This is a genomic window from Streptomyces sp. NBC_01549 (assembly GCF_026339955.1).
In the GTDB taxonomy this organism is placed as follows: domain Bacteria; phylum Actinomycetota; class Actinomycetes; order Streptomycetales; family Streptomycetaceae; genus Streptomyces.
Window position 1 is genome coordinate 3837931 of the sequence record NZ_JAPEPW010000001.1, and the last position, 20492, is coordinate 3858422.

Genomic DNA, 20492 nt, shown 5'->3' on the forward strand with positions numbered 1-20492 from the left:
GTCCCGCTCCGACAAGGGTGACTTCAGCCGCCCGTTCGTAGCACAGCTGCGACGATCGGACCGGCCGCGTCCACGCCGTGACCGCCTTGCTGGGTCATCGCGGCGGCCGCGATGTTGTTCCGATAACCGGTGAACCAGCTGTTCGACTTGGACTGGGCGTCGACCTCGGCGGAGCCGGTCTTGGCGCCGATGTCGCCCCTGAGCCCCGCCATCACCTGGGCGGCGGTGCCGCTGGTCGCGGTGAGATTCATCATCGCGCGCAGCTGCGCGGACGTACCGCTGGGCAGGCCCTTCGCCGTCGCCAGCTCCCGGTCGTCGAGCTTGGGTGAGACGATGACCGGCTGCCGGAAGGTACCCGTCATCGCCGTCGCCGTGACCGACGCCATGTTCAGCGGGCTCATCTGGACCTGGCCCTGGCCGATCGCGTTCGCCGCGCGGTTCGGGCCGCCGGAGGCGGGGACCCTGCCGTCAAAGGAGGGGATGCCGGTCTTCCAGTTGTTCTGGCCGAGGCCGAACCGCGTCTGTGCCTCGGTGGTGAGGGACTCGTCCGTGAGCGGCTTCTCGTCGATCAGTTTCACGAAGGCCGTGTTGCAGGACCGCATGAAGCTGTTGGCGAGGCTCGCCTTCTCGTTCGGCGCGAGGCCGGTGAGGTTGTGGAAGGTCTCGCTCTGCCAGGTCGCGGTCTGCGGGCAGGGTGCCGAGCCGTTCATGGTGGTCACACCGTTGTCGATGAGCATCGCCGAGGTGATGATCTTCATGGTGGAGCCGGGGGCCAGGGTGCCCTGGAAGGCCGCGTTGAATCCGTCCACACGGTGGTTGGCGACCGCCAGCACCTCACCGCTGCTCGGCTGCACCGCCACCACGGACGACTCGGCGTACCGGGCGACCGCCTTCTCCGCCGCCGCCTGCACGCTCGCGCTGAGGGTGGTGTGCAGCTTGCCGGCCTTGCCCTTGGTGAGGGTCACCAGGGCGGTGTCCCCCGCGCCCTCGGCCGCGTGGTGGATCGCCAGCTCGACCCCGGCCGTACCGCCCGCCGTGTCGCCGTACTTCTCCCGCAGCGCGTCCAGGATCGGACCCAGCGAGGGGTACTTCTCCTTCGTCAGGACAACGTTGTTCCGGTCCACGGCCTCGATGGGCGGGTTCGCCGACGCGCCCGTCACCAGGGTGTCGCCGTCCTGCAGCTCGGGATGCACGACGGACGGCTTCCAGTCGACCAGCGCCTTTCCGGTGGTCTCCCCGCGTACGACGGTCAGCCGGGAGTCGTACGCGAAGGGCTTGGACTTCCCCTCGAACGACACCGTCGCCTTGACGGAGAACGGCACGGTGGCCCCCGTCGCGGTCCCCGGCGTGATCTTCACGCCGGTGACGTGCGCGTCGTCGCGGTAGCCGGCCAGCAACTCCCGCGCCTTCTGGGCGAAGTTGGTGTACGCGGCGGCCTTGGTGGTATCTCCCTGCTCCCAGGCCGCGAAGAACTTCGACGAGGCCTCCTTGACCTCCGCGCTGCTCGGCGGCCCGGTCTTCACGGCCGCGGGCCCGCCGGTCCCCGAGCCGCCGCTCCCGTCGAGCGCCGACATCACATTGAAAGCGCCGTATCCGGCACCCCCCACCATCACGGCGAACACACTGCCGATGACGGCGACCTTTGCCCCCTTGCGCATCGCGCGAAACCCTCCCCGTGGACCCCTCCCCGAACTTCTGAACGCGTTCAGAAAAGCCGGTCTGCAGGGCACTGTATGCGGGAGGAGTGACACATGGGGCGGAGATTCTCCGAATCGTTAGACCGGATACCCGGTCGCATCCGTGAACGCCGGTCAATGACCAGGACGGACTGGTGCGATCTGCTCGTGGCCGGAGAGGTGGGCCACGGGGACCGACCCGCTGTGACCGGGATGAACGGGTCCGCCCCAACGCGCCCTGGACAGACGGTCCTTGGGCAAGGCAAGAGTGGATCATGGCCGTTTCTTGAGAGTGGGGCTGACACGATGACGGCTGCGTGTCAGCGCTGTAGTGAACGACCTGCGACGGCCAACTGGTGGACCTCCAGGGACCGTTCGCCCTCAACCGACATTCTCGTCGCGCGCTCGGCCGGTCGACGTCGGTCGACGACTCAGCACTGCACCTCAGCACTGCACCCCCAGCTCGCCGCCCAGGGGCTCACCGCCCTCACCGCGAACGCTTCGTGGAGACCTCATGCATAGACCTCGCCCCGCTGTCGGGGTGTCCGTGGCCGTGCTCATCGTGGCGGGGGTGATGAGCGGCGGGGGTACCGGCAGGGCGTCGGCGGATCCGGGTTCGGCCGGGACGTTGTACGTGAACCACGACGTGGCGTGCAGCGACACGGGCGCGGGCACACAGAGCGCGCCTTTCTGCACCGTGCAGGCGGCGGCGGACGTGGTGGAACCGGGGCAGACGGTCCGGATCGAGTCGGTGGACGATCAGACGTACTCGGAGTCGGTGACCTTGACCAGGTCGGGCACCAAGGACGCCCCGATCACGTTCACCGGGGCGCCCATCAGAGCGGGCGGCTCGTGGGCGGAGCTCTCGTCCACCGGCTCCGCGCCGGCGCTGACGCTCAAGGCGGTGCACGACGTACGGGTCGAATACCTGGGGGTCTGGTATCGAGGCGGAGACGGGGTGGCGGTGACGGGCTCCGAAGGCGTCGACCTCGACCGGCTGTCGTTCCCCCGCCCCGCGGTGCGGGCTCTCGGCGCAGGGACCGCGGTGACCGTGGACGGCGCGTCCTCGGACGTGACCGTGTCGCGGAACTGGATCGGCGACGGATACGCCTACGGCGTACGGGTGGAGCCAGGAGCGGCGCGGGTCACCGCGACGACCAACGTGGTGACCACCCCGCGGCTGGGCGGGATCGCGGTGACGGGGACGTCCGGCGCGAACGTGACGAGCAATACGGTCATCGCGCCCTGCGCCCCCGGAATCTCGCTGGACGGCGGGAGCTCCGGGACGGTGGAGAACAACGTGGTCGCCTCCACGCCGGCGCAGCAGAGCGCCATGTGCCCGGCACCCACCGCTCCGCTCTACACGGTGTCGGCCGACTCGGCGGCCCAGGTCACCGGTGACTACAACGTGGCGGCGAACGGTGCGCCCGGTGCCACCCGGCCGCGCCCCGAGTACTCCTGGGCGGGCGCTTCCTACGCCACCACAGCGGCGCTGCGGGACGCGACCGGGCAGGGGGCCCACGACATCGACGGGCTCAACGCGCCGTCCCTGACGGCACCGTACGAACACTCCGTTCTCATCGACTCGGCCGACGCCGACGCACCCGGCGAGCTCACCACCGACATCAACGGCGCCTCGCGCGTCGACGACCCGCTCGTCACCGACACCGGCATCAGCGCGAGCACCCGCCCCGACCGGGGCGCCATCGAGCGGCAGGACACCATCTACCTCCGGGTCGGCGACACGCCGTCGCCGACGAGCGGGCTCGCACCGTTCGTCACCTCGCTGAGGACGGATGGCGCCACCAGTTCGTGGGGCGAGGCATTCACGTACTCGGTCGACTTCGGCGACGGCGGCGCCCCGGTCACCGGCGCCGCGGGCGCCCCGGTCACCCACACCTACACCACGCCGGGCAGGTACACCCCGAGCATCACGGTGACCGATACCGACGGGTCGAGCCGGACAGGGCAGTTCGTCCCGGTCGTAGCGGCTACGGCCACACCGCCCGCCGCGTCGCTGTCCGGCGTTGCGGAGACCACGAGCGACGGGGAGGTCAACGCGGGGTACGCGCGGTTCACCGTTCCGGAACCGGCGGACGTGTGGGAGGTCGCGTACCGGTCCCTGACGTTCGGCGACGGCGGCGAGCAGAACCTGGCCAACGGGGCGCAGGAGGTGCCGCACCAGTACCCCGCACCCGGCACGTACACCGCCACGCTGACGCAGACGGACCAGCTCGGCCGGACCACCACCGCCAAGGCGACCTTCCACGCCGCGGACGCCTTCGTGGCCATGACCCCGCAGTTCGACACCGAGAAGACGATCGCCGCGCACGGCGTCCTGAAGCTCTCGGCGGCCACCGTGCGGGCCGACTCCGACGGCGTGGACGCGGCTCAGCTGCAGATCGTCACCAGCGAGGCCAAGGCGAGCGGCTCCCTGACCCTCTACACCGACGGAACCACCCGCCCGGGCACCTCCAGCATCAACTTCGAGCCCGGCCGGCCGGCCACCAATGAGGCGACCGTCAAGGTCACCCCGACCCGTTCGGTCGACATCTACAACGGCAGCTCCGGCGCGGTGACCGTCAACGTAGCCACCGTCGGCCTTCAATCGCACGCCCAGTTCGCCGACACCTACCACCCGGCCACGCCGGTCCGGCTGCTTGACACACGGGGCGGCACCGGCGGCGTCACCGGCCCGGTCGCCGGTGGCCACTCGGTCACGCTGACGGCCGCCGGCACCCACGGCGTCCCGGCCGGGGTGAGCGCCGTGGTGCTCAACGTCGCGGCGACCACCACCAAGGCGTCCGGCAGCCTCACCGTCTCCACCCACGGCGACTCCGGCTCCAGCGTGACGGGCCCGTACTGGACCACCGGGCAGACCGCCTCCGCCCAGATCGTGCTCCCGCTGATGGACGGCAAGGTCGTCCTGCGCAACACCAGCAGGTCGTCGGCGAACCTGGTCGCGGACCTCGTCGGCTGGTACGGCCCCACCGCGAGCGGTTCGCAGTTCCAGCCGGTCAGCCCGGTGCGGATCCTCAACACCCACACTGGCGCCGGAAGCGGAAAGATCGCCAAGCTCGGTGCCCACGCCACGCTGAAGCTCAAGGTCACCGGTGCGCACGGGGTCCCTGCGAGCGGGGTGAGCGCCGTCGATCTCAATCTCACGGTGCCCTCGCCGTCCGGCACCGGCTACCTCGTCGCCTACGCCGACGGCACCTCCCGCCCCGGCGTGCACTCCCTCGACTTCACGAGCGGACACACCGTGGCCAACCGCGCGCTGGTCAAGGTGGGCGCCGACGGCGAGATCGACCTGTACAACGCGGGCTCCACCTCTGTCGACGTCTACGCCGACCTCCTCGGCGACTACGGCGTCCACCCGGTGGGCTGACCGCCCGACGACCACCGACAACGGCGACGGCGACGTCGGCGCGGCTTTCCGCCGCGCCGACGTCGCCGTCGTTGTCCGTCCGCCGCGCTAGACCCAGGTGTCCAGCCACATCCGGGAGCGCCATTGCTCTATCGGGATCGACGTGCCCGTGTACAGGGGCCAGAAGTAGATGAAGTTCCAGGCGATCAGGAGGACCAGGACGCCCGCGCTCGCGGCGCCGATGACGCGGCGGCGTTCCGTGGAGCCGGGTGGGCCGAGGATCGCGCCGATCATCATGGCGACCGCCAGGCACAGGAACGGGACGAAGATGATCGCGTAGAAGAAGAAGATCGTCCGCTCCTGGTACATGAACCAGGGCAGGTAGCCGGCCGCGATGCCGCAGGTGATCGCGCCCGCCCGCCAGTCACGGCGGAACGCCCAGCGCCACAGGACGTAGACGATCGCGAAGCAGGCGGCCCACCAGAGGAGGGGCGTGCCCAGGGCCAGGACCTCGCGGGCGCACTTGCCGCCCGCGTCGACCGGGCAGCCGTCCTTGCCGGGCAGCGGGGACTCGTAGAAGTACGAGACCGGGCGGCCCAGGACGAGCCAGCTCCACGGGTTCGACTGGTAGGTGTGCGGGGACGAGAGGCCGACGTGGAACTCGTACACCTCGTGCTCGTAGTGCCACAGGCTGCGCAGCCAGTCGGGCAGGAAGGTCCAGCTGCCGCCCTTGCCGTCGGTCGCCGCCCAGTTGCGGAAGTAGCCGCCCTTGCCGTTGGCGGGGGAGAGGATCCAGCCGGTCCAGGAGATGAAGTACGTGGCGATCGCCACCGGGACCGTCGCGAGGAACGTGATGCCGGTGTCGTGCTTGAGGGCCGCCAGATACGGGTGACGGGCGCCCGCGACCCGGCGCGCGCCGACGTCCCACAGGACCGCCATCAGACAGAACGCGAAGAGGATGTACAGGCCGCTCCACTTGGTGCCGAGGGCCAGGCCCAGCATCAGACCGGCCGTCCAGCGCCAGGGGCGCCAGCCGAGCCGGGTGGTCTCGGCGACGTGCGCGTCGGGGCGTACGACGCCGTCCGCGTCCGGGGGCAGGGCGGCCGCCAGTCGGGCACGCGCGCGGTCGCGGTCCACGATCAGACAGCCGAAGGCCGCCAGCACGAAGAACATCAGCACACCGTCGAGCAGCGAGGTGCGGCTCATCACGAAGTGCAGCCCGTCCACCGCCATCAGCGCGCCGGCCAGACAGCCCAGGAACGTCGAGCGGAACATCCGGCGCCCGATCCGGCACAGCAGCAGCACCGACAGGGTGCCGAGCAGCGCCGTCATGAAACGCCAGCCGAACGGATTGAAGCCGAACATCCATTCGCCGAGCCCGATGACGTACTTGCCGACCGGGGGATGCACCACGTAGGCGGCGTCGGAGGGGATGCCGACGTGCCCGTTGTTCTGCAGGATCAGGTCGTTGGCGTTCTTGTCCCAGTTGACCTCGTACCCGCGGTGGATCAGCGCCCAGGCGTCCTTGGCGTAGTAGGTCTCGTCGAATATCACCGCCTTCGGGCTGCCCAGGTTCCAGAACCGCATCAGCCCCGCCATCAGGGTCACGAGCAGCGGGCCGCCCCAGCCCGACCAGCGCGTGATGCGCTCAGCGACCTCCTGACGCATCCCGAACGCCGCCCAGATCCTGGGACTGGGCTCGGCGTACGGCGGCACGAGCCGATCACGCACATCGCTTCTGGGCGGCGCGGTATATCCGAAGCGGCGCAGCCGCTGCTGCCACGACGGCCGCCGTTCTTCGGCTGCCTGGCCCTGCCGGGTGTCCGTGGAGGACGCGGTACTGGTCACCGCGCCATCGTAGGGAACAGGTCTGTGGGAGTCCCGTGCACGGGCCTAATGGGTGGATGCGGCTGCCGCCGAATGCCCCTGCGAGGATGGAAGTGTGACAGGAACCCTTGTTTTGGCCGGCACCCCCATCGGCGACGTGGCCGACGCCCCGCCCCGGCTCGCCCAGGAGCTGGCGGGCGCGGACGTCGTCGCAGCCGAGGACACCCGCAGGCTGCGCCGGCTCACCCAGGCGCTGGGCGTTCAGCCCACCGGGCGCGTGGTGTCGTACTTCGAGGGGAACGAGGCCGCCCGCACGCCCGAACTCGTCGAGGCGCTGGCCGGCGGGGCGCGCGTGCTGCTGGTGACCGACGCCGGGATGCCGTCCGTCTCCGACCCCGGGTACCGGCTGGTCGCCGCGGCCGTCGAGAAGGACATCAAGGTCACCGCCGTACCCGGCCCGTCCGCCGTGCTCACCGCGCTCGCGCTGTCCGGGCTGCCCGTCGACCGCTTCTGCTTCGAGGGGTTCCTGCCGAGGAAGGCGGGCGAGCGGTTGTCCCGGCTGCGGGAGGTCGAGGGCGAGCGCCGCACGATGGTCTACTTCGAGGCCCCCCACCGCCTCGACGACACCCTCGCCGCGATGGCCGAGGTCTTCGGCGACGGGCGGCGGGCCGCCGTCTGCCGCGAGCTGACCAAGACGTACGAGGAGATCAAGCGCGGCCCGCTGGGCGAGCTGGCGGCCTGGGCCGCCGAGGGCGTACGCGGGGAGATCACGGTGGTGGTCGAGGGCGCGCCGGACAAGGGTGCCGAGGAACTGGACGCGGCCGAACTGGTGCGCAGGGTGCGGGTGCGCGAAGAGGCGGGAGAGCGCCGCAAGGAGGCTATCGCGGCGGTCGCGGCCGAGGCGGGGATTCCCAAGCGCGATGTCTTCGATGCGGTGGTCGCGGCAAAGAACGCGGCGCACAGCGCCCCATAGAAGAGCAAAGGGCCGGCACGGAAAGCAAAGCTCAGGCCGTGTCTTTGAGGCATTCCGACAAGGAAAGGCCAAAACGACTCCAATAGTCGACAGGCCTGATGCGTTCCCGCGCGGAGAAGCGTCCACTGGTTGAAGGGACGTACCCGTCCCTCGCCCCCGCCGACCGGGGGCGCTTGTCCAGCGGAACAGCAGGAGCTGGCATGAGTGAGATCGCAGGGCAGACCGGCAACCGCAGCGCGGCGACCGCCGTCGTCAACGAGTCGTATTCCTTCGCTTGCATGCGCTGCGGGCACGGCTGGGAGCAGTCGTTCGAGATAGAGCACCACCGCGACGCCGAGGGCGGCGAGTTCGTGACGTACGTGGCGGACGGCCATGTCGTGCCGTCGCCGCTGAGCCGGCCCTCCTGCCAGAACTGCGACGGACACGTGGTGCGCATCATGCGTGCCGGACAGGTGTCCTCCGTGCAGAACTCCATGCACCAGCATGCGCACCGCCCGGTGGCCGCCCACCCCGAGCAGGCCCGCGACGAACAGGTCCACGACGAGGCCGTCGGCCAGCCGGCCGTGCCCGGGGAGCCCCACCACTGGCACCTCTCGGACCTGCTGCACCCCTTCCACCACCGCAAGGCGGGCTGATCGCGGGAGCGGGAGCGCGGTGACCTCGCTCGGGTGAGGTCCGGCCCGCACCCTTCGCGGGATCGGGGGCATGCCCTCCTTTCGTAGGATCGGGGCATGCCCTCCGACAAGACCGAAGCGCCACCGCTCCCCGATCCACTGCGCGTCCCCGTCGCCGACTCGCACACCCACCTCGACATGCAGTCCGGCACTGTCGACGAAGGCCTCGCCAAGGCCGCCTCGGTCGGCGTGACCACGGTCGTGCAGGTCGGCTGCGACCTGAAGGGCTCCCGCTGGGCGGCCGAGACCGCCGCCGCGCACGAGGCCGTCCACGCCACCGTCGCCCTGCACCCCAACGAGGCACCCCGTATCGTGCACGGCGACCCCGACGGCTGGTCCCGCCAGGGCGCACGGAAGCCCGGCGGCGACGGCGCCCTGGACGAGGCCCTGGCCGAGATCGACCGCCTCGCCGCCCTTCCCCAGGTCAAGGGCGTCGGCGAGACCGGGCTCGACTACTTCCGTACGGGCCCCGAAGGCAAGGCCGCCCAGGAGCGCTCCTTCCGCGCCCACATAGAGATCGCCAAGCGGCACGGAAAAGCCCTGGTCATCCACGACCGCGACGCCCACGCCGACGTGCTGCGCGTCCTGAAGGAGGAGGGCGCGCCCGAGCGGACCGTCTTCCACTGCTACTCCGGCGACGCGGCGATGGCCGAAATCTGCGCCCACGCCGGGTACTACATGTCCTTCGCCGGAAACATGACCTTCAAGAACGCCCAGCCACTGCGCGACGCGCTGGCCGTGGCCCCCCTGGAGCTCGTCCTCGTCGAGACCGACGCCCCCTTCCTGACCCCCGCCCCGTACCGCGGACGGCCTAACGCGCCGTATCTCATTCCGGTCACGGTTCGCGCCATGGCGGCCGTGCGGGGCATCGACGAGGACGCGCTGGCAACGGCGCTCGCGGCGAACACGGCGCGCGCCTTCGGTTACTGAGGGATAACGCTTCCGGCCATTTCCCGAGGTCCCACCTCAGGGCAGTGTCGCGACACAGCGTAGCCGCGTTGCTTGGGAGAGTGACGACCGCTCCGCTAGGTTCTGGTCGCCCGATCTGGATCCCCAGGAGCATGTCGTCGTGAGCAACTCGCCCAAGTCGCCCAAGTCGCAGTACGAGATGTATGGCCTGACTGGAACGTCGTTCGAGGGCCACGAGCAGCCGCCGTACGGTGCCCCAAGCCCGGACCGCGGCGGCTACATGGACACCTACCGGCCTGCGTACGAGGCACTGGCGGCATCCCAGGCGCCGACCGAGCCGATACTGCCCCGGCAGACGCCGACGTTGGTGCAGACGCAGATGCAGACGCGGGTGTTCGGGGATCCGGCGGGGGAGCCCCGGCCCGGCGGGCGGGCCGCTGCCCGGCGCGCCGCCCGGCGTCGGCGCGCCGCCGAGCGTCCCGACCCGCTGCGTCGGCTGCTGCCCCAGGCGCTGGTCGTCGCCTTCCTCGCCGGTGGCGCCTCCGCCTTCGTCGCCAGCGACAAAGCCATCGAGCTCAGCGTCGACGGGAAGACGCGCACGCTGCACACCTTCGCCGACGACGTGACCGAACTGCTCGCCGAGGAGGGCGTACGGGTCGGCGAGCACGACGTCGTCGCGCCCGCCCCCGGCACCGCGCTGAGCAGCGGCGACGAGATCGCGGTCCACCACGGGCGGCCCGTGCGGCTCACCCTCGACGGACAGCCGCACGAGGTGTGGACGACGGCGCACACGGTGGACGGGGCACTCCAGCAGCTCGGGGTGCGCGCCGAGGGGGCGTATCTGTCGACCTCACGCTCCCGGCGCATCGGCCGGGAGGGTCTCGCCCTCGACGTCCGCACCGAGCGGACGGTGACGATCATGGTGGACGGGCGGGCGCGGACGATCCGGACGAACGCGGCGACCGTGGGCGAGGCCGTCGAGGAGGCCGGGATCACCCTCCACGGCCAGGACACGACGTCCGTCCCGCCCGAGAGCTTCCCCCGGGACGGACAGACGGTCAGCGTCATGCGGATCACCGGTACCAGGGAGGTCCGCGAGGAGCTGATCCCCTTCCCGACGACACGGGTGACCGACCCCTTGCTGTTCCGTGGCAGCGAGGTCGTCGACCGGGCCGGGGAGCCCGGGGCCCGGCGGGTCACCTACCTGCTGCGGACCGTCAACGGGGTCGGGCAGAAGCCGCGGATGCTCGGGGACGAGGTGGTGCGGGAGCCCCGGGAGCAGGTGGTGCGGGTCGGTACGATGCCGCGGCCCGATTCCGCGCAGGGCGCGGACCGTCTGAACTGGGCCGGGCTCGCGACGTGTGAGTCCGGCGGTCGGGCCGATGCCGTGGATCCCTCCGGTACCTATGGCGGCCTGTACCAGTTCGACAAGCACACCTGGCACGCACTCGGCGGTACCGGGCGGCCTCAGGACGCGTCGGCCGCGGAGCAGACCCGCCGGGCGAAGAAGCTGTACATGCGACGGGGCGCGAGCCCCTGGCCGCACTGCGGAGCCCACCTCCACGACTGACGGGCACGTCGGCCGCGGGCCGGCGGGGGTTGCTCGCGCCCACGCGGCGAAGCCGCATATTCAGCAACGCCCCGCGCCCCTGCGGGGCGCGGCCCGCACCCCCGTAGTCTTGGTGCGTGAACAGCCCCACCCCCGACGCCCTCCTGGGCCCCGCCGACGTCCGCGAGCTCGCGGGTGCCCTCGGTGTGCGGCCCACCAAGCAGCGCGGCCAGAACTTTGTGATCGACGCCAACACCGTGCGCCGCATCGTGCGCACCGCCGGCGTACGGGACGACGACGTGGTTGTCGAGGTCGGCCCCGGCCTCGGTTCGCTCACCCTCGCGCTGCTGGAGGCGGCCGACCGGGTCGTCGCGGTGGAGATCGACGACGTGCTCGCGGGGGCGCTCCCCGCGACCATCGCCGCCCGTATGCCGACCCGCGCCGACCGCTTCGCACTCGTGCACTCCGACGCCATGCACGTGGACGAGCTTCCGGGCCCCGCCCCCACCGCTCTCGTCGCGAACCTTCCGTACAACGTCGCCGTACCCGTGCTGCTGCACATGCTCGACACCTTCCCGACCATCGAGCGCACGCTGGTGATGGTGCAGGCCGAGGTCGCCGACCGGCTCGCCGCGGACCCCGGCTCGAAGGTGTACGGCGTGCCGAGCGTCAAGGCCAACTGGTACGCCGACGTGAAGCGGGCCGGCTCCATCGGGCGGAACGTCTTCTGGCCCGCGCCGAACGTCGACAGTGGCCTCGTGTCGCTGGTCAGGCGCGCGGAGCCCATCAAGACCACGGCCTCCAAGCGCGAGGTCTTCGCGGTCGTCGACGCCGCCTTCGCCCAGCGGCGCAAGACGCTGCGCGCCGCCCTCGCCGGGTGGGCCGGTTCCGCGGCCGCCGCCGAGGTGGCGCTCGTCGCCGCCGGGGTCTCGCCGCAGGCCCGCGGGGAGTCGCTGACGGTGGAGGAGTTCGCCCGAATCGCCGAGAACAAGGCCGAGAACAAGGCCGAGAACAAGGAGAGCGCTCAGCCGTGACGGAGCCGAAGACGAAGAAGGACACCGTCACCGTTCGCGTCCCCGCCAAGGTCAACGTCCAGCTCGCCGTCGGCGCCGCCCGCCCCGACGGCTTCCACGACCTGGCCAACGTCTTCCTCGCAGTAGGGCTGTACGACGAGGTCACCGTGACGCCCGCGGACGAGCTGCGCATCACCTGCGAGGGCCCGGACGCCGACCAGGTCCCCCTCGACACCACGAACCTGGCGGCCCGCGCGGCCCTCGAACTCGCCCGCCGCCACGGCATCGAACCGAGGGTCCACCTCCACATCGCCAAGGACATCCCCGTCGCGGGCGGCATGGCGGGCGGCAGCGCCGACGGCGCCGGCGCGCTGCTCGCCTGCGACGCCCTGTGGGGGACGAACGCCTCCCGCGAGGAACTCCTCGACATCTGCGCCGAGTTGGGCAGCGACGTGCCGTTCAGCCTGGTGGGCGGGGCGGCGCTGGGCGTCGGACGGGGCGAGCAGTTGCGGACGCTCGAGGTCGGCGGGACCTTCCACTGGGTCTTCGCGATCGCCGAGCGCGGGCTGTCGACCCCGGCGGTCTTCCGGGAGTTCGACCGGATGAACGAGGGCGTACGGATCCCGGAGCCGGTCGCCTCGCAGGAACTGTTCGACGCGCTGGCGAAGGGAGACGCCGGAGCCCTCGCCCGCGCCGTCTCCAACGACCTCCAGCCCGCCGCCCTCTCCCTCTTCCCGGCCCTCGCCGACACGCTCGCCGCGGGGCGGGACGCCGGTGCGCTCGCGGCCCTGGTCTCCGGATCCGGTCCGACCACGGCGTTCCTCGCGGCGGACGCCGAGTCCGCGCGGTCGGTCGCCGACGCGCTGCGCGCCTCCGGCACCTGCCGCACGGTACGGATCACCGACGGCCCCGCCCCCGGCGCGACGGTCGTGCCAGTAGCTGAAGCTCATACGAACGCCTGAAGCCGGTGGGGCGGGAGGTGTGGCTCGGGGGGTGATGGAGCCGGACTACCCTTGAGGGTCGATCGTCCCCCTTGTTCAGGAGAGAAATGGCCGTCAACCTGGTCAATGTCGAGTCCGTCAGCAAGGTGTACGGCACCCGTGCCCTGCTCGACGGAGTCTCCCTCGGCGTCAGCGAGGGCGACCGGATCGGTGTGGTCGGGCGGAACGGCGACGGCAAGACCACCCTCATCCGCATGCTCGCCAAGCTGGAGGAGGCCGACACCGGCCGCGTCACGCACTCCGGCGGCCTGCATCTGGGGGTGCTGACGCAGCACGACTCCCTCGACCCGACCGCCACCGTCCGGCACGAGGTCATCCGGGACCTCGCCGACCACGAGTGGGCGGGCAACGCCAAGATCAGGGACGTACTGACGGGACTGTTCGGCGGGCTGGACCTGCCGGGGTTCCCGCAGGGGCTCGACACGGTCATCGCGCCGCTCTCCGGCGGTGAGCGCCGCCGTATCGCGCTCGCCAAGCTGCTCATCGAGGAGCAGGACCTGATCATCCTCGACGAGCCCACCAACCATCTGGACGTGGAGGGCATCGCCTGGCTCGCCCAGCACCTGCGGGAGCGACGGTCGGCGCTGGTGTGCGTGACCCACGACCGGTGGTTCCTCGACCAGGTCTGCACCCGCATGTGGGACGTGCAGAAGGGCTCGGTGTACGAGTACGAGGGCGGGTACTCCGACTACGTCTTCGCGCGCGCGGAGCGTGAGCGCATCGCGGCCACTGAAGAGGTCAAGCGGCAGAACCTCGTGCGCAAGGAGCTGGCCTGGCTGCGGCGCGGCGCCCCCGCCCGCACCTCCAAGCCGCGCTTCCGCGTCGAGGCCGCCAACGAACTGATCGCGGACGTGCCGCCGCCCCGCGACAAGAGCGAGCTGATGAAGTTCGCCAGCTCGCGGCTCGGCAAGACGGTCTTCGACCTCGAGGACGTGACGGTGCAGGCGGGCCCGAAGGTCCTGCTCAAGCACCTGACCTGGCAGCTCGGGCCGGGTGACCGGGTCGGGCTCGTGGGTGTGAACGGAGCCGGCAAGACGTCTCTTCTGCGGGCCATGGCCGAGGCCGCCCGCAGCGAGGGGGAGACGCAGCCCGTCGCCGGGCGGATCAGCACCGGCAAGACCGTCAAGCTCGCCTATCTGTCGCAGGAGGTCGCCGAACTCGACCCGACCTGGCGGGTGCTGCAGGCCGTGCAGGCCGTCCGCGACCGGGTCGACCTCGGCACGGGGCGCGAGCTGACCGCGGGGCAGCTCTGCGAGACGTTCGGCTTCAACAAGGAGAAGCAGTGGACGCCCGTCGGGGACCTCAGCGGTGGTGAGCGGCGACGGCTGCAGTTGCTGCGGCTGCTCATGGACGAGCCCAACGTCCTCTTCCTCGACGAGCCCACCAACGACCTCGACATCGAGACGCTGACCCAGCTGGAGGACCTGCTCGACGGCTGGCCCGGCTCGATGGTCGTGATCTCCCACGACCGGTTCTTCATCGAGCGCACCACGGACAACGTGTTCGCGCTTCTCGGCGACCGCACCCTGCGGATGCTGCCGCGCGGGATCGACGAGTACCTGGAGCGGCGCAAGCGCATGGAGGAGGTCGCCGCGGCCGCCGTACTCGCCGCCGCGCCCGCGCCGTCCGCCAAGACCGCCTCCGCCGCCGACGCCCGCGCCGCGAAGAAGGAGCTGCAGAAGATCGAGCGTCAGCTCGACAAGGTCTCCGAGAAGGAGAGCAAGCTCCACGCCCAAATCGCCGACAACGCGACGGACTTCGAGAAGGTCGCCAAACTCGACGCCGAACTGCGTCAGTTGATCGGTGAGCGCGAGGAACTGGAGCTGCGCTGGCTGGAGCTCGCGGAAGACGCGTAAGCCTCCGGCGGGCGGCGCGCGCGTCCCGTGAAGGGGGCGGGAAGGCGCGTAACGAGGGCATCACGGGCCGGTCCTCCCTTGGGAACAGGGGGAGAACCGGCCCCTTGTGCGAGGTCTCCTGAGTGATAGAAAGGTCCGTCTGAGAACAGTCTGAGAACCACCGGTGTGGCGCGAAATCGGCGCCGCCGACCGCGCCGCCGGTGGCGCGCCACATCAGTGAACGAGGGGGAACGCGCTGATGAGTCAGCCGCCGAGTGAGCCGCCGCAGGACGGCTTCGGAGCGCCGCAGGACCAGCCACCGACGCCGTCGACGCCACCGGTTCCACCGGCGCCACCGGCGCAGGGCGGGTTCGGCGCACCCCCCGACACGTCTCAGGGCACGCCCCCTCCGCCCGCGGGTCCGCCGGCGCCCGGCTACGGATATCCGCAGCAGCCCGGTCCGTACGCCCAGCCCGGTCCGTACGGTCAGCAACCTGCGTACGGTCAGCAGCCCGGTCCGTATGCCCAGCCCGGTCCGTACGGTCAGCAGCCTGGATACGGCTCCGGGTACGGCCATCCGGGCCAGGCGCAGTACCCGGGCGGCCCCGGCGGCCCGGGGACCCCTCCACCGCCTCCCGGCGGTTCCAGGAACCCCTTCAAGGGCCGCCCGGCCGTGGTCATCGGCGCCGCCGTGGCCGCGCTGCTCGTCGTCGGCGCCGCCGTCTGGGCCGTCAGCGGCGAGGGCGGCGACGGCAAGAAGCCGGTCGCCCAGGACAGCAAGGGCGGGAAGGCCTCCGCCGACCCGGTCAACCCCGGTGACGGCAGCGGCAACGGCGGCGGGGACCCCGAGAACCTCAACGCGGGCCGTCAGGCCGGTGAGGCGAAGGTGCTCTGGTACAAGCAGGCGCCCGACGCGCCCGGTTCCGGCGCCGACGCCCCCGGCCTGTGGATCACCGACAAGGCGGCGGTGAAGGCCGCGTACAAGCAGGTGTTCGCGTACGACGTCAAAGACGGCAAGCCCGCCTGGGCCCCGATCACGTTCCCGCAGCCGATCTGTGCGGTCACCCCGCAGAAGACGTCCGACGACAAGGTCGTCGTCGCGTACAAGAGCGGCGCAGGCGACAACGCCAAGTGCAACCAGCTCCAGCAGATAGACCTCGACGCCGGTACCAGGGGCTGGAGCGGCAAGGTCGCCGACGGCGCGCTCTTCGACAGCACGCTCACCATCGAACTGTCGGTCACCGGCAAGACGCTGATGGTCGGCCGCTCGCAGTCCGGCACGGCGTACGACATCACCAGCGGCAAGAAGCTCTGGGACAAGGAGAACTACGGCCAGGCCTGCTACCCGACCGCGTTCGCGGGCGGCGCCAAGCTGCTGACCGTCGCCTCCTGCGGTGCCGCGACCACCACCGAGCACGACGAGGTGCAGGAGCTGGACCCGGCCACCGGCAAGGCCAAGTGGACCACGAAGATCCCCAAGGGCTGGACGGTCGAACGCACGTACTCCGTCGACCCCGTCATCATCTACATGACCAACAGGGACGAGAAGAAGGTCAACGTCACCACGTTCAAGGACAACGGTGCCGTCCGCTCGCAGCTCAAGAGCAGTGACACCTTCAGTCCCGAGTGCGGTTTCGCCATCCTCGACCGCGATCTGACGGGCTGTTTCGGCACCGCCGCCGACGCGAGCACGCTGTATCTGCCGACCGACGCGAAGACCGGCGCCAACGAGATCGTCGCCTTCGACCTGTCGACCGGCAAGGAGAAGTGGCGCGTCAAGTCCCCGGCCGCCGAGTCGATGCTGCCGCTGAAGATGGACGGCACGCGGCTGATCGCGTACGTCGAGCCGTCGTATGACGCCGGTGGGCAGATCGTGTCGATCCCCACCACCGGAAGCGACCACAAGCCCACCAAGCTGCTGCAGAACCCACAGGGCACGGCGTCGGTCGAGAACGGCTTCTTCTCGAAGGCGGTCGACTATGTGGACGGGCGCTTCTACCTCTCCACCACCCGGCTGACGGGCAACGACCAGTCGAAGGAGAAGTTGATGCTGGCCTACGGCAAGTGACGCGCGCTCACGCCACCTTCGCCCCGTTCGCCATCTCCTTCTCCCGCATCTCCGTCCCTAACGCATCCGCATCCGCATCCGAGGTAGACACGCCATGAGCCAGCCGCCGCCCCCACCACCGCCGAAGTAGGTCGGTTCGGCACGCAGTAGGTCAACTTCTGTTGACCATGGGCCTGTCCCAGCTCAGGGACGGGGCCGTTCGTTTACCCCTCATCACTCCCGAATGCGAGGAATTTCGATATTCCGGGGCACTTCTCACCTGTAGGGGGAGCGCAACGTCGAACAAGCGTGTAGCTTCCGGGGGATGGAGAGCCGGGGGGCTCCTAATCCACGGGGAACCAGTGGGGATGCTTGGGGGGACTGGGGGGTTGCTCGATGGGAGTGCGGCTCATGGTGGTCGACGACCACCGACTGCTCGCCGAGGCGTTGGCCTCGGCGTTGAAACTGCGGGGGCACCGGGTGCTCGCCGCGGCGGCGCCCGCCGCGGGAGCGGCGGAGCTGGTGATCACCAGGGCACCGGAGGTGTGCCTGATAGGCACGGCGACACCCGCCGAGCCGGGAATCTTCGACCCGGTGACAAGGATCAAACGGGAGCGTCCGCAGGTGGCGGTCCTGGTTCTGGGCCCGGTCCCGAACCCGCGCGGCATCGCCGCCGCGTTCGCCGCGGGCGCGTCCGGCTACGTACGTCATGACGAGCGCATAGAGGGAGTCGAGCGCGCCATCATGAAGGCGAGGGCGGGCGAGGCCGCGGTGGCCCCCGCCCTGCTCCAGGGGGCCTTCAGCGAGTTGTTGAACCCCGCCGCCCAACCGGACGACGAGGGCCAGCGGCTTCTGCAGATGCTCACTCCGCGCGAGGTGGAGGTCCTGGTGAGGGTCGCCGACGGGGAGGACACGAGGCTCATCGCGGCCGGTATGGGGATAGCCCCGTCGACCGCCCGGACCCATGTCCAGCGGGTGCTGATGAAGCTGGGGGTGGGGTCGCGGCTGGAGGCTGCCGCCCTGGCCGCGCGTACGGGGCTGCTGGACCGGGCGGGGCCGGTGCCGACGCCTCACGGGGGCGCCGTGGAGGACGCCGGCTGAGGCGGACGGCGACGTCACGGGCGCCGACCGGGCTCGGGAGTACCCGGCATCACATGCGCACGTGACGCTCGATGTCCTCCCTGAACTCGGTGAGCGCCTGTTCGGTGAGTGAGGGACGGGTGTCGGCGATGGCGGCGAGGTAGTCCTCGGTGTCGGCCGGGGTGCCCCGGCGGTCGGTGACCTCCCGTTCGAAGGCGGCCTGGGCGCCCTTGCGGGCGGCGAACTCGATGTCCGCGGGGGTGAACATCTCGCTGGCCTCCACCAGCCGGTGCAGCCGGACCCCGTCGGCGGCGCGGCCCAGGTAGCGCCGCCAGATCGCCTCCCGGGCGGCTTCGTCGGGGGGGCCGACCGGGATGACGTAGTCGAACCGGCCGGGGCGCAGGAACGCCGGATCCAGGGAGCGGACGGAGTTGGTGGCGCAGATCAGCAGACGGTCGTCGTGGTCGCGGAAGCCGGGGATCAGCTTGAGCAGCTCGTTGGTGACCCCGTGGCCGGGGTCGACGGCCACACCGGACCGTACGCCGGCGATCTCCTCGACCTCGTCGATGAACAGGAGCACCGTCTCCAGCCCGGCCAGCTCGTGGAACGTGTCCCGGAGCGAGGCGGCCAGGCCCCCGGCGGAGCCCGCCGCGAGCCGGGACGGGAAGAGCTCCACGAACGGCCACTCCAGCCGGGAGGCGACGGCCCTCGCGAAGCTGGTCTTGCCGGTGCCCGGCGGCCCGAAGAGGATGACCGCCTTCGGCGGCGTCACCCCGTACCGGTCGGCCAGCGCGGGCTCGGCCAGCGGCAGCACGATCCGCCGCTCGATGGTCTCCTTCTCCCGCTCCATCCCCGCGAGGGCGGCCCACAGCCCGCCCGGCTGCACCCGCCCGCCCAGCTCCGCGAGCAGACCCGCGTCGCTCGCGCCGAGGTGCTCGACCTTCTCGTAGAAGACCAGACCGGCCCGGGTCCGGTAGCCGGAGTTCTCCAGCGCCGCGGTTCCGGTGGCCCCGGGGGCGAGCAGCGCACCGATCCGACGGATCCCCTGCGTGCGCAGGCGCCGCTCCAGCTCGGCGATCAGGGCGCTGCCGATGCCCCGGCTGCGCCAGTTCCCCGCGAGCGCCACCAGCGTGATCCAGGCCCGTTCACCCTGGACCTGTGCCACCGCCATGCCCACCAGGTCGTCGCCGACCACCGCGACCACCGCGGGGCCGCCGGCCCGGGCCACGGCCATGACCTCGGAGACGGGGAACACCGGAGGGGAGTCGTCCGTCTGCCGGTCCTGGTCCCAGATCTGGATGGCACGGTCGAGATCGTCGTCGCGGAAGTCCCGCAGTCGCCACGTCGGCATCATCGCCACCTCGCCGACTCCTCATTCTCCGCGCGGATCGAAACCCGGGCGACCGGACGGCCCGACGATCAGACGAGGGGCGTGCCGAGCCTGCCGGTCTTTATGTGGTGGAGGAGGTGGGAGAGGGGAGTGGGGGTGGTGGTGAGGTGGGTGGCGGGGGTGTCGCTTTCGCGGAGGTGGATGGTGGTGGGGGTGCAGGTGGAGGTGGTGGCGAGTTCGAGGCAGTCGTTGCCTTCACCGCCGCCGGAGAAGGACGACTTCTGCCAGTGAGTGGGGATGGTCATGGCTGTTCCTCACACTTCCTTGGCCAACTGGTGGATGAGGTCACGTGACTGCTCGGGGGTGAGCGACGCTTCCTTCACCCTACGGAAAAGCTTTCGGAAGTGGTCCAGTTGGGCTTGTGAGTCGATGAAGGCCGTGCCGTGCGGAGCGTCGCGCACCACGGTGTCCAGGCAGGACACGGCTCCGCCCAGGTGCACCATCGCGCTTCCGGCTCCGGGGAAGTCGTCGAGGTCGAAGGGGATCACCCGTACGGTCACATGTTCCGCTGCGGACAGCTCCAGGATGCGGGCCAGTTGAGCCCGTGAAGCCGCTCGGCCGGCCACGCGGATGCGGAGTGCCGCTTCGTGGATCACGGTCTCGTACGGAATGGGGCCGGGGCCCTCGATGATGACCTTCCGCTTCATCCTGTGGCTCACCCGATGCTCCAACTCGCCCTCGGGGAACTGGGGGTTCATGTAGGAGAAGAGGGCGCGTGCGTAGGCCTCGGTCTGGAAGAGCCCTGGTACATGGGTGACCGCCACATCGTGACGGAACGTGGCGTGGTGCTCCAACTCGGACAGGTCCAGGTAGGAGGCAGGAAGCACGCCCCGGTACTCCTCCCACCAGCCGCTCGTCCGGTCGGTGGCCATGGCGACCAGTGCCGTGATCAACTCCTCGTCCGTGCAGGCGTAGTGCGCGGCAAGGCGACGGACGCGGGTCTCGCTCACACCCGCGATGGCGGACTCGATCTGGCTCATCTGGACGGAGTCGGCCCCGAGCAGTGCGGCGGCCTCGCGGGCCTTCAAGCCCGCGGCTTCACGCAGTTTGCGCAGTTCAGATCCCAGACGTACCTGGCGTGCGGTGGGCTGCCGTCGGCGTGGCATCGCTTCCTCCTCGCCCCCAACTGCTCGGAAGCAGTGACTCGTTCA

Annotated in this window: 15 protein-coding genes; 10 read left to right on the plus strand and 5 right to left on the minus strand. The window is 70.7% G+C overall.

All coding sequences use genetic code 11. The features are described from left to right. Positions 1–23: 23 nt before the first annotated feature. Positions 24–1658, minus strand: a complete 1635-nt coding sequence (locus OG819_RS17205; protein WP_266650226.1) for a penicillin-binding transpeptidase domain-containing protein — start codon at positions 1656–1658, stop codon at positions 24–26. 532 nt (positions 1659–2190) lie between these two features. On the opposite strand from OG819_RS17205, the gene OG819_RS17210 reads away from it, so the two are divergent. After that, positions 2191–5064: a PKD domain-containing protein gene (locus OG819_RS17210; RefSeq protein ID WP_266650227.1), complete on the plus strand. Its 2874-nt coding sequence runs from the start codon at positions 2191–2193 to the stop codon at positions 5062–5064. Between the two features lie 87 nt (positions 5065–5151). Here the strand turns inward: OG819_RS17210 and OG819_RS17215 are convergent, their stop codons facing one another. Next, positions 5152–6891 carry a dolichyl-phosphate-mannose--protein mannosyltransferase gene (locus OG819_RS17215; protein ID WP_266625315.1) on the minus strand — a complete coding sequence of 580 codons (1740 nt, stop codon included), beginning with the start codon at positions 6889–6891 and terminating at the stop codon, positions 5152–5154. Between the two features lie 94 nt (positions 6892–6985). On the opposite strand from OG819_RS17215, the gene rsmI reads away from it, so the two are divergent. From rsmI to OG819_RS17260, 9 genes are all read left to right on the plus strand, one after another. Beyond that, positions 6986–7843, plus strand: coding sequence for a 16S rRNA (cytidine(1402)-2'-O)-methyltransferase (gene rsmI, locus OG819_RS17220; RefSeq protein ID WP_266625313.1), 858 nt, complete (start codon positions 6986–6988; stop codon positions 7841–7843). A 200-nt stretch (positions 7844–8043) separates the two neighbouring features. After that, a complete protein-coding gene (locus OG819_RS17225; RefSeq protein ID WP_266433835.1) occupies positions 8044–8478 on the plus strand; it encodes a hypothetical protein in 435 nt (144 codons plus the stop codon). A 96-nt stretch (positions 8479–8574) separates the two neighbouring features. Then, positions 8575–9447 carry a TatD family hydrolase gene (locus tag OG819_RS17230; RefSeq protein ID WP_266650230.1) on the plus strand — a complete coding sequence of 291 codons (873 nt, stop codon included), beginning with the start codon at positions 8575–8577 and terminating at the stop codon, positions 9445–9447. 139 nt (positions 9448–9586) lie between these two features. Further along, entirely contained in the window at positions 9587–10996 is a 1410-nt protein-coding gene (locus OG819_RS17235) for a ubiquitin-like domain-containing protein (RefSeq protein WP_323139350.1), read from the plus strand. 116 nt (positions 10997–11112) lie between these two features. Then, a complete protein-coding gene (rsmA, locus tag OG819_RS17240; protein WP_266625307.1) occupies positions 11113–12009 on the plus strand; it encodes a 16S rRNA (adenine(1518)-N(6)/adenine(1519)-N(6))-dimethyltransferase RsmA in 897 nt (298 codons plus the stop codon). After that, positions 12006–12950, plus strand: a complete 945-nt coding sequence (locus tag OG819_RS17245; RefSeq protein WP_266625305.1) for a 4-(cytidine 5'-diphospho)-2-C-methyl-D-erythritol kinase — start codon at positions 12006–12008, stop codon at positions 12948–12950. Before rsmA ends, OG819_RS17245 begins: the two co-directional genes overlap by 4 nt. Positions 12951–13036: 86 nt before the next feature. Further along, entirely contained in the window at positions 13037–14845 is a 1809-nt protein-coding gene (locus tag OG819_RS17250; RefSeq protein ID WP_266625303.1) for an ABC-F family ATP-binding cassette domain-containing protein, read from the plus strand. 238 nt (positions 14846–15083) lie between these two features. Next, positions 15084–16892 carry a PQQ-binding-like beta-propeller repeat protein gene (locus tag OG819_RS17255; protein WP_266650232.1) on the plus strand — a complete coding sequence of 603 codons (1809 nt, stop codon included), beginning with the start codon at positions 15084–15086 and terminating at the stop codon, positions 16890–16892. Positions 16893–17267: 375 nt separating this feature from the next. Then, positions 17268–17972 (plus strand): response regulator transcription factor, encoded by a 705-nt coding sequence (locus OG819_RS17260; protein WP_266625299.1) that lies wholly within the window; start codon positions 17268–17270, stop codon positions 17970–17972. Between the two features lie 49 nt (positions 17973–18021). Here the strand turns inward: OG819_RS17260 and OG819_RS17265 are convergent, their stop codons facing one another. The 3 genes from OG819_RS17265 to OG819_RS17275 all read right to left on the minus strand — a co-directional run bounded on the left by OG819_RS17265 (position 18022) and on the right by OG819_RS17275 (position 20447). Beyond that, the gene (locus OG819_RS17265; RefSeq protein WP_266634395.1) at positions 18022–19302 is read right to left on the minus strand and encodes an ATP-binding protein; all 1281 of its coding nucleotides are present in this window, start codon (positions 19300–19302) and stop codon (positions 18022–18024) included. 68 nt (positions 19303–19370) lie between these two features. Further along, a complete protein-coding gene (locus OG819_RS17270) occupies positions 19371–19586 on the minus strand; it encodes a DUF397 domain-containing protein (protein WP_266625297.1) in 216 nt (71 codons plus the stop codon). Between the two features lie 9 nt (positions 19587–19595). After that, entirely contained in the window at positions 19596–20447 is an 852-nt protein-coding gene (locus OG819_RS17275; protein WP_266625295.1) for a helix-turn-helix transcriptional regulator, read from the minus strand. Positions 20448–20492: the final 45 nt, after the last annotated feature.

Bases quoted from the DNA above. Each gene is read 5' to 3' on its own strand.
- OG819_RS17205 (WP_266650226.1), bottom strand. From the start codon at position 1,658: ATGCGCAAGGGGGCAAAGGTCGCCGTCATCGGCAGTGTGTTCGCCGTG.
- OG819_RS17210 (WP_266650227.1), top strand. From the start codon at position 2,191: ATGCATAGACCTCGCCCCGCTGTCGGGGTGTCCGTGGCCGTGCTCATC.
- OG819_RS17225 (WP_266433835.1), top strand. From the start codon at position 8,044: ATGAGTGAGATCGCAGGGCAGACCGGCAACCGCAGCGCGGCGACCGCC.
- OG819_RS17230 (WP_266650230.1), top strand. From the start codon at position 8,575: ATGCCCTCCGACAAGACCGAAGCGCCACCGCTCCCCGATCCACTGCGC.
- OG819_RS17250 (WP_266625303.1), top strand. From the start codon at position 13,037: ATGGCCGTCAACCTGGTCAATGTCGAGTCCGTCAGCAAGGTGTACGGC.
- OG819_RS17255 (WP_266650232.1), top strand. From the start codon at position 15,084: ATGAGTCAGCCGCCGAGTGAGCCGCCGCAGGACGGCTTCGGAGCGCCG.
- OG819_RS17260 (WP_266625299.1), top strand. From the start codon at position 17,268: ATGGGAGTGCGGCTCATGGTGGTCGACGACCACCGACTGCTCGCCGAG.
- OG819_RS17265 (WP_266634395.1), bottom strand. From the start codon at position 19,302: ATGCCGACGTGGCGACTGCGGGACTTCCGCGACGACGATCTCGACCGT.
- OG819_RS17270 (WP_266625297.1), bottom strand. From the start codon at position 19,586: ATGACCATCCCCACTCACTGGCAGAAGTCGTCCTTCTCCGGCGGCGGT.
- OG819_RS17275 (WP_266625295.1), bottom strand. From the start codon at position 20,447: ATGCCACGCCGACGGCAGCCCACCGCACGCCAGGTACGTCTGGGATCT.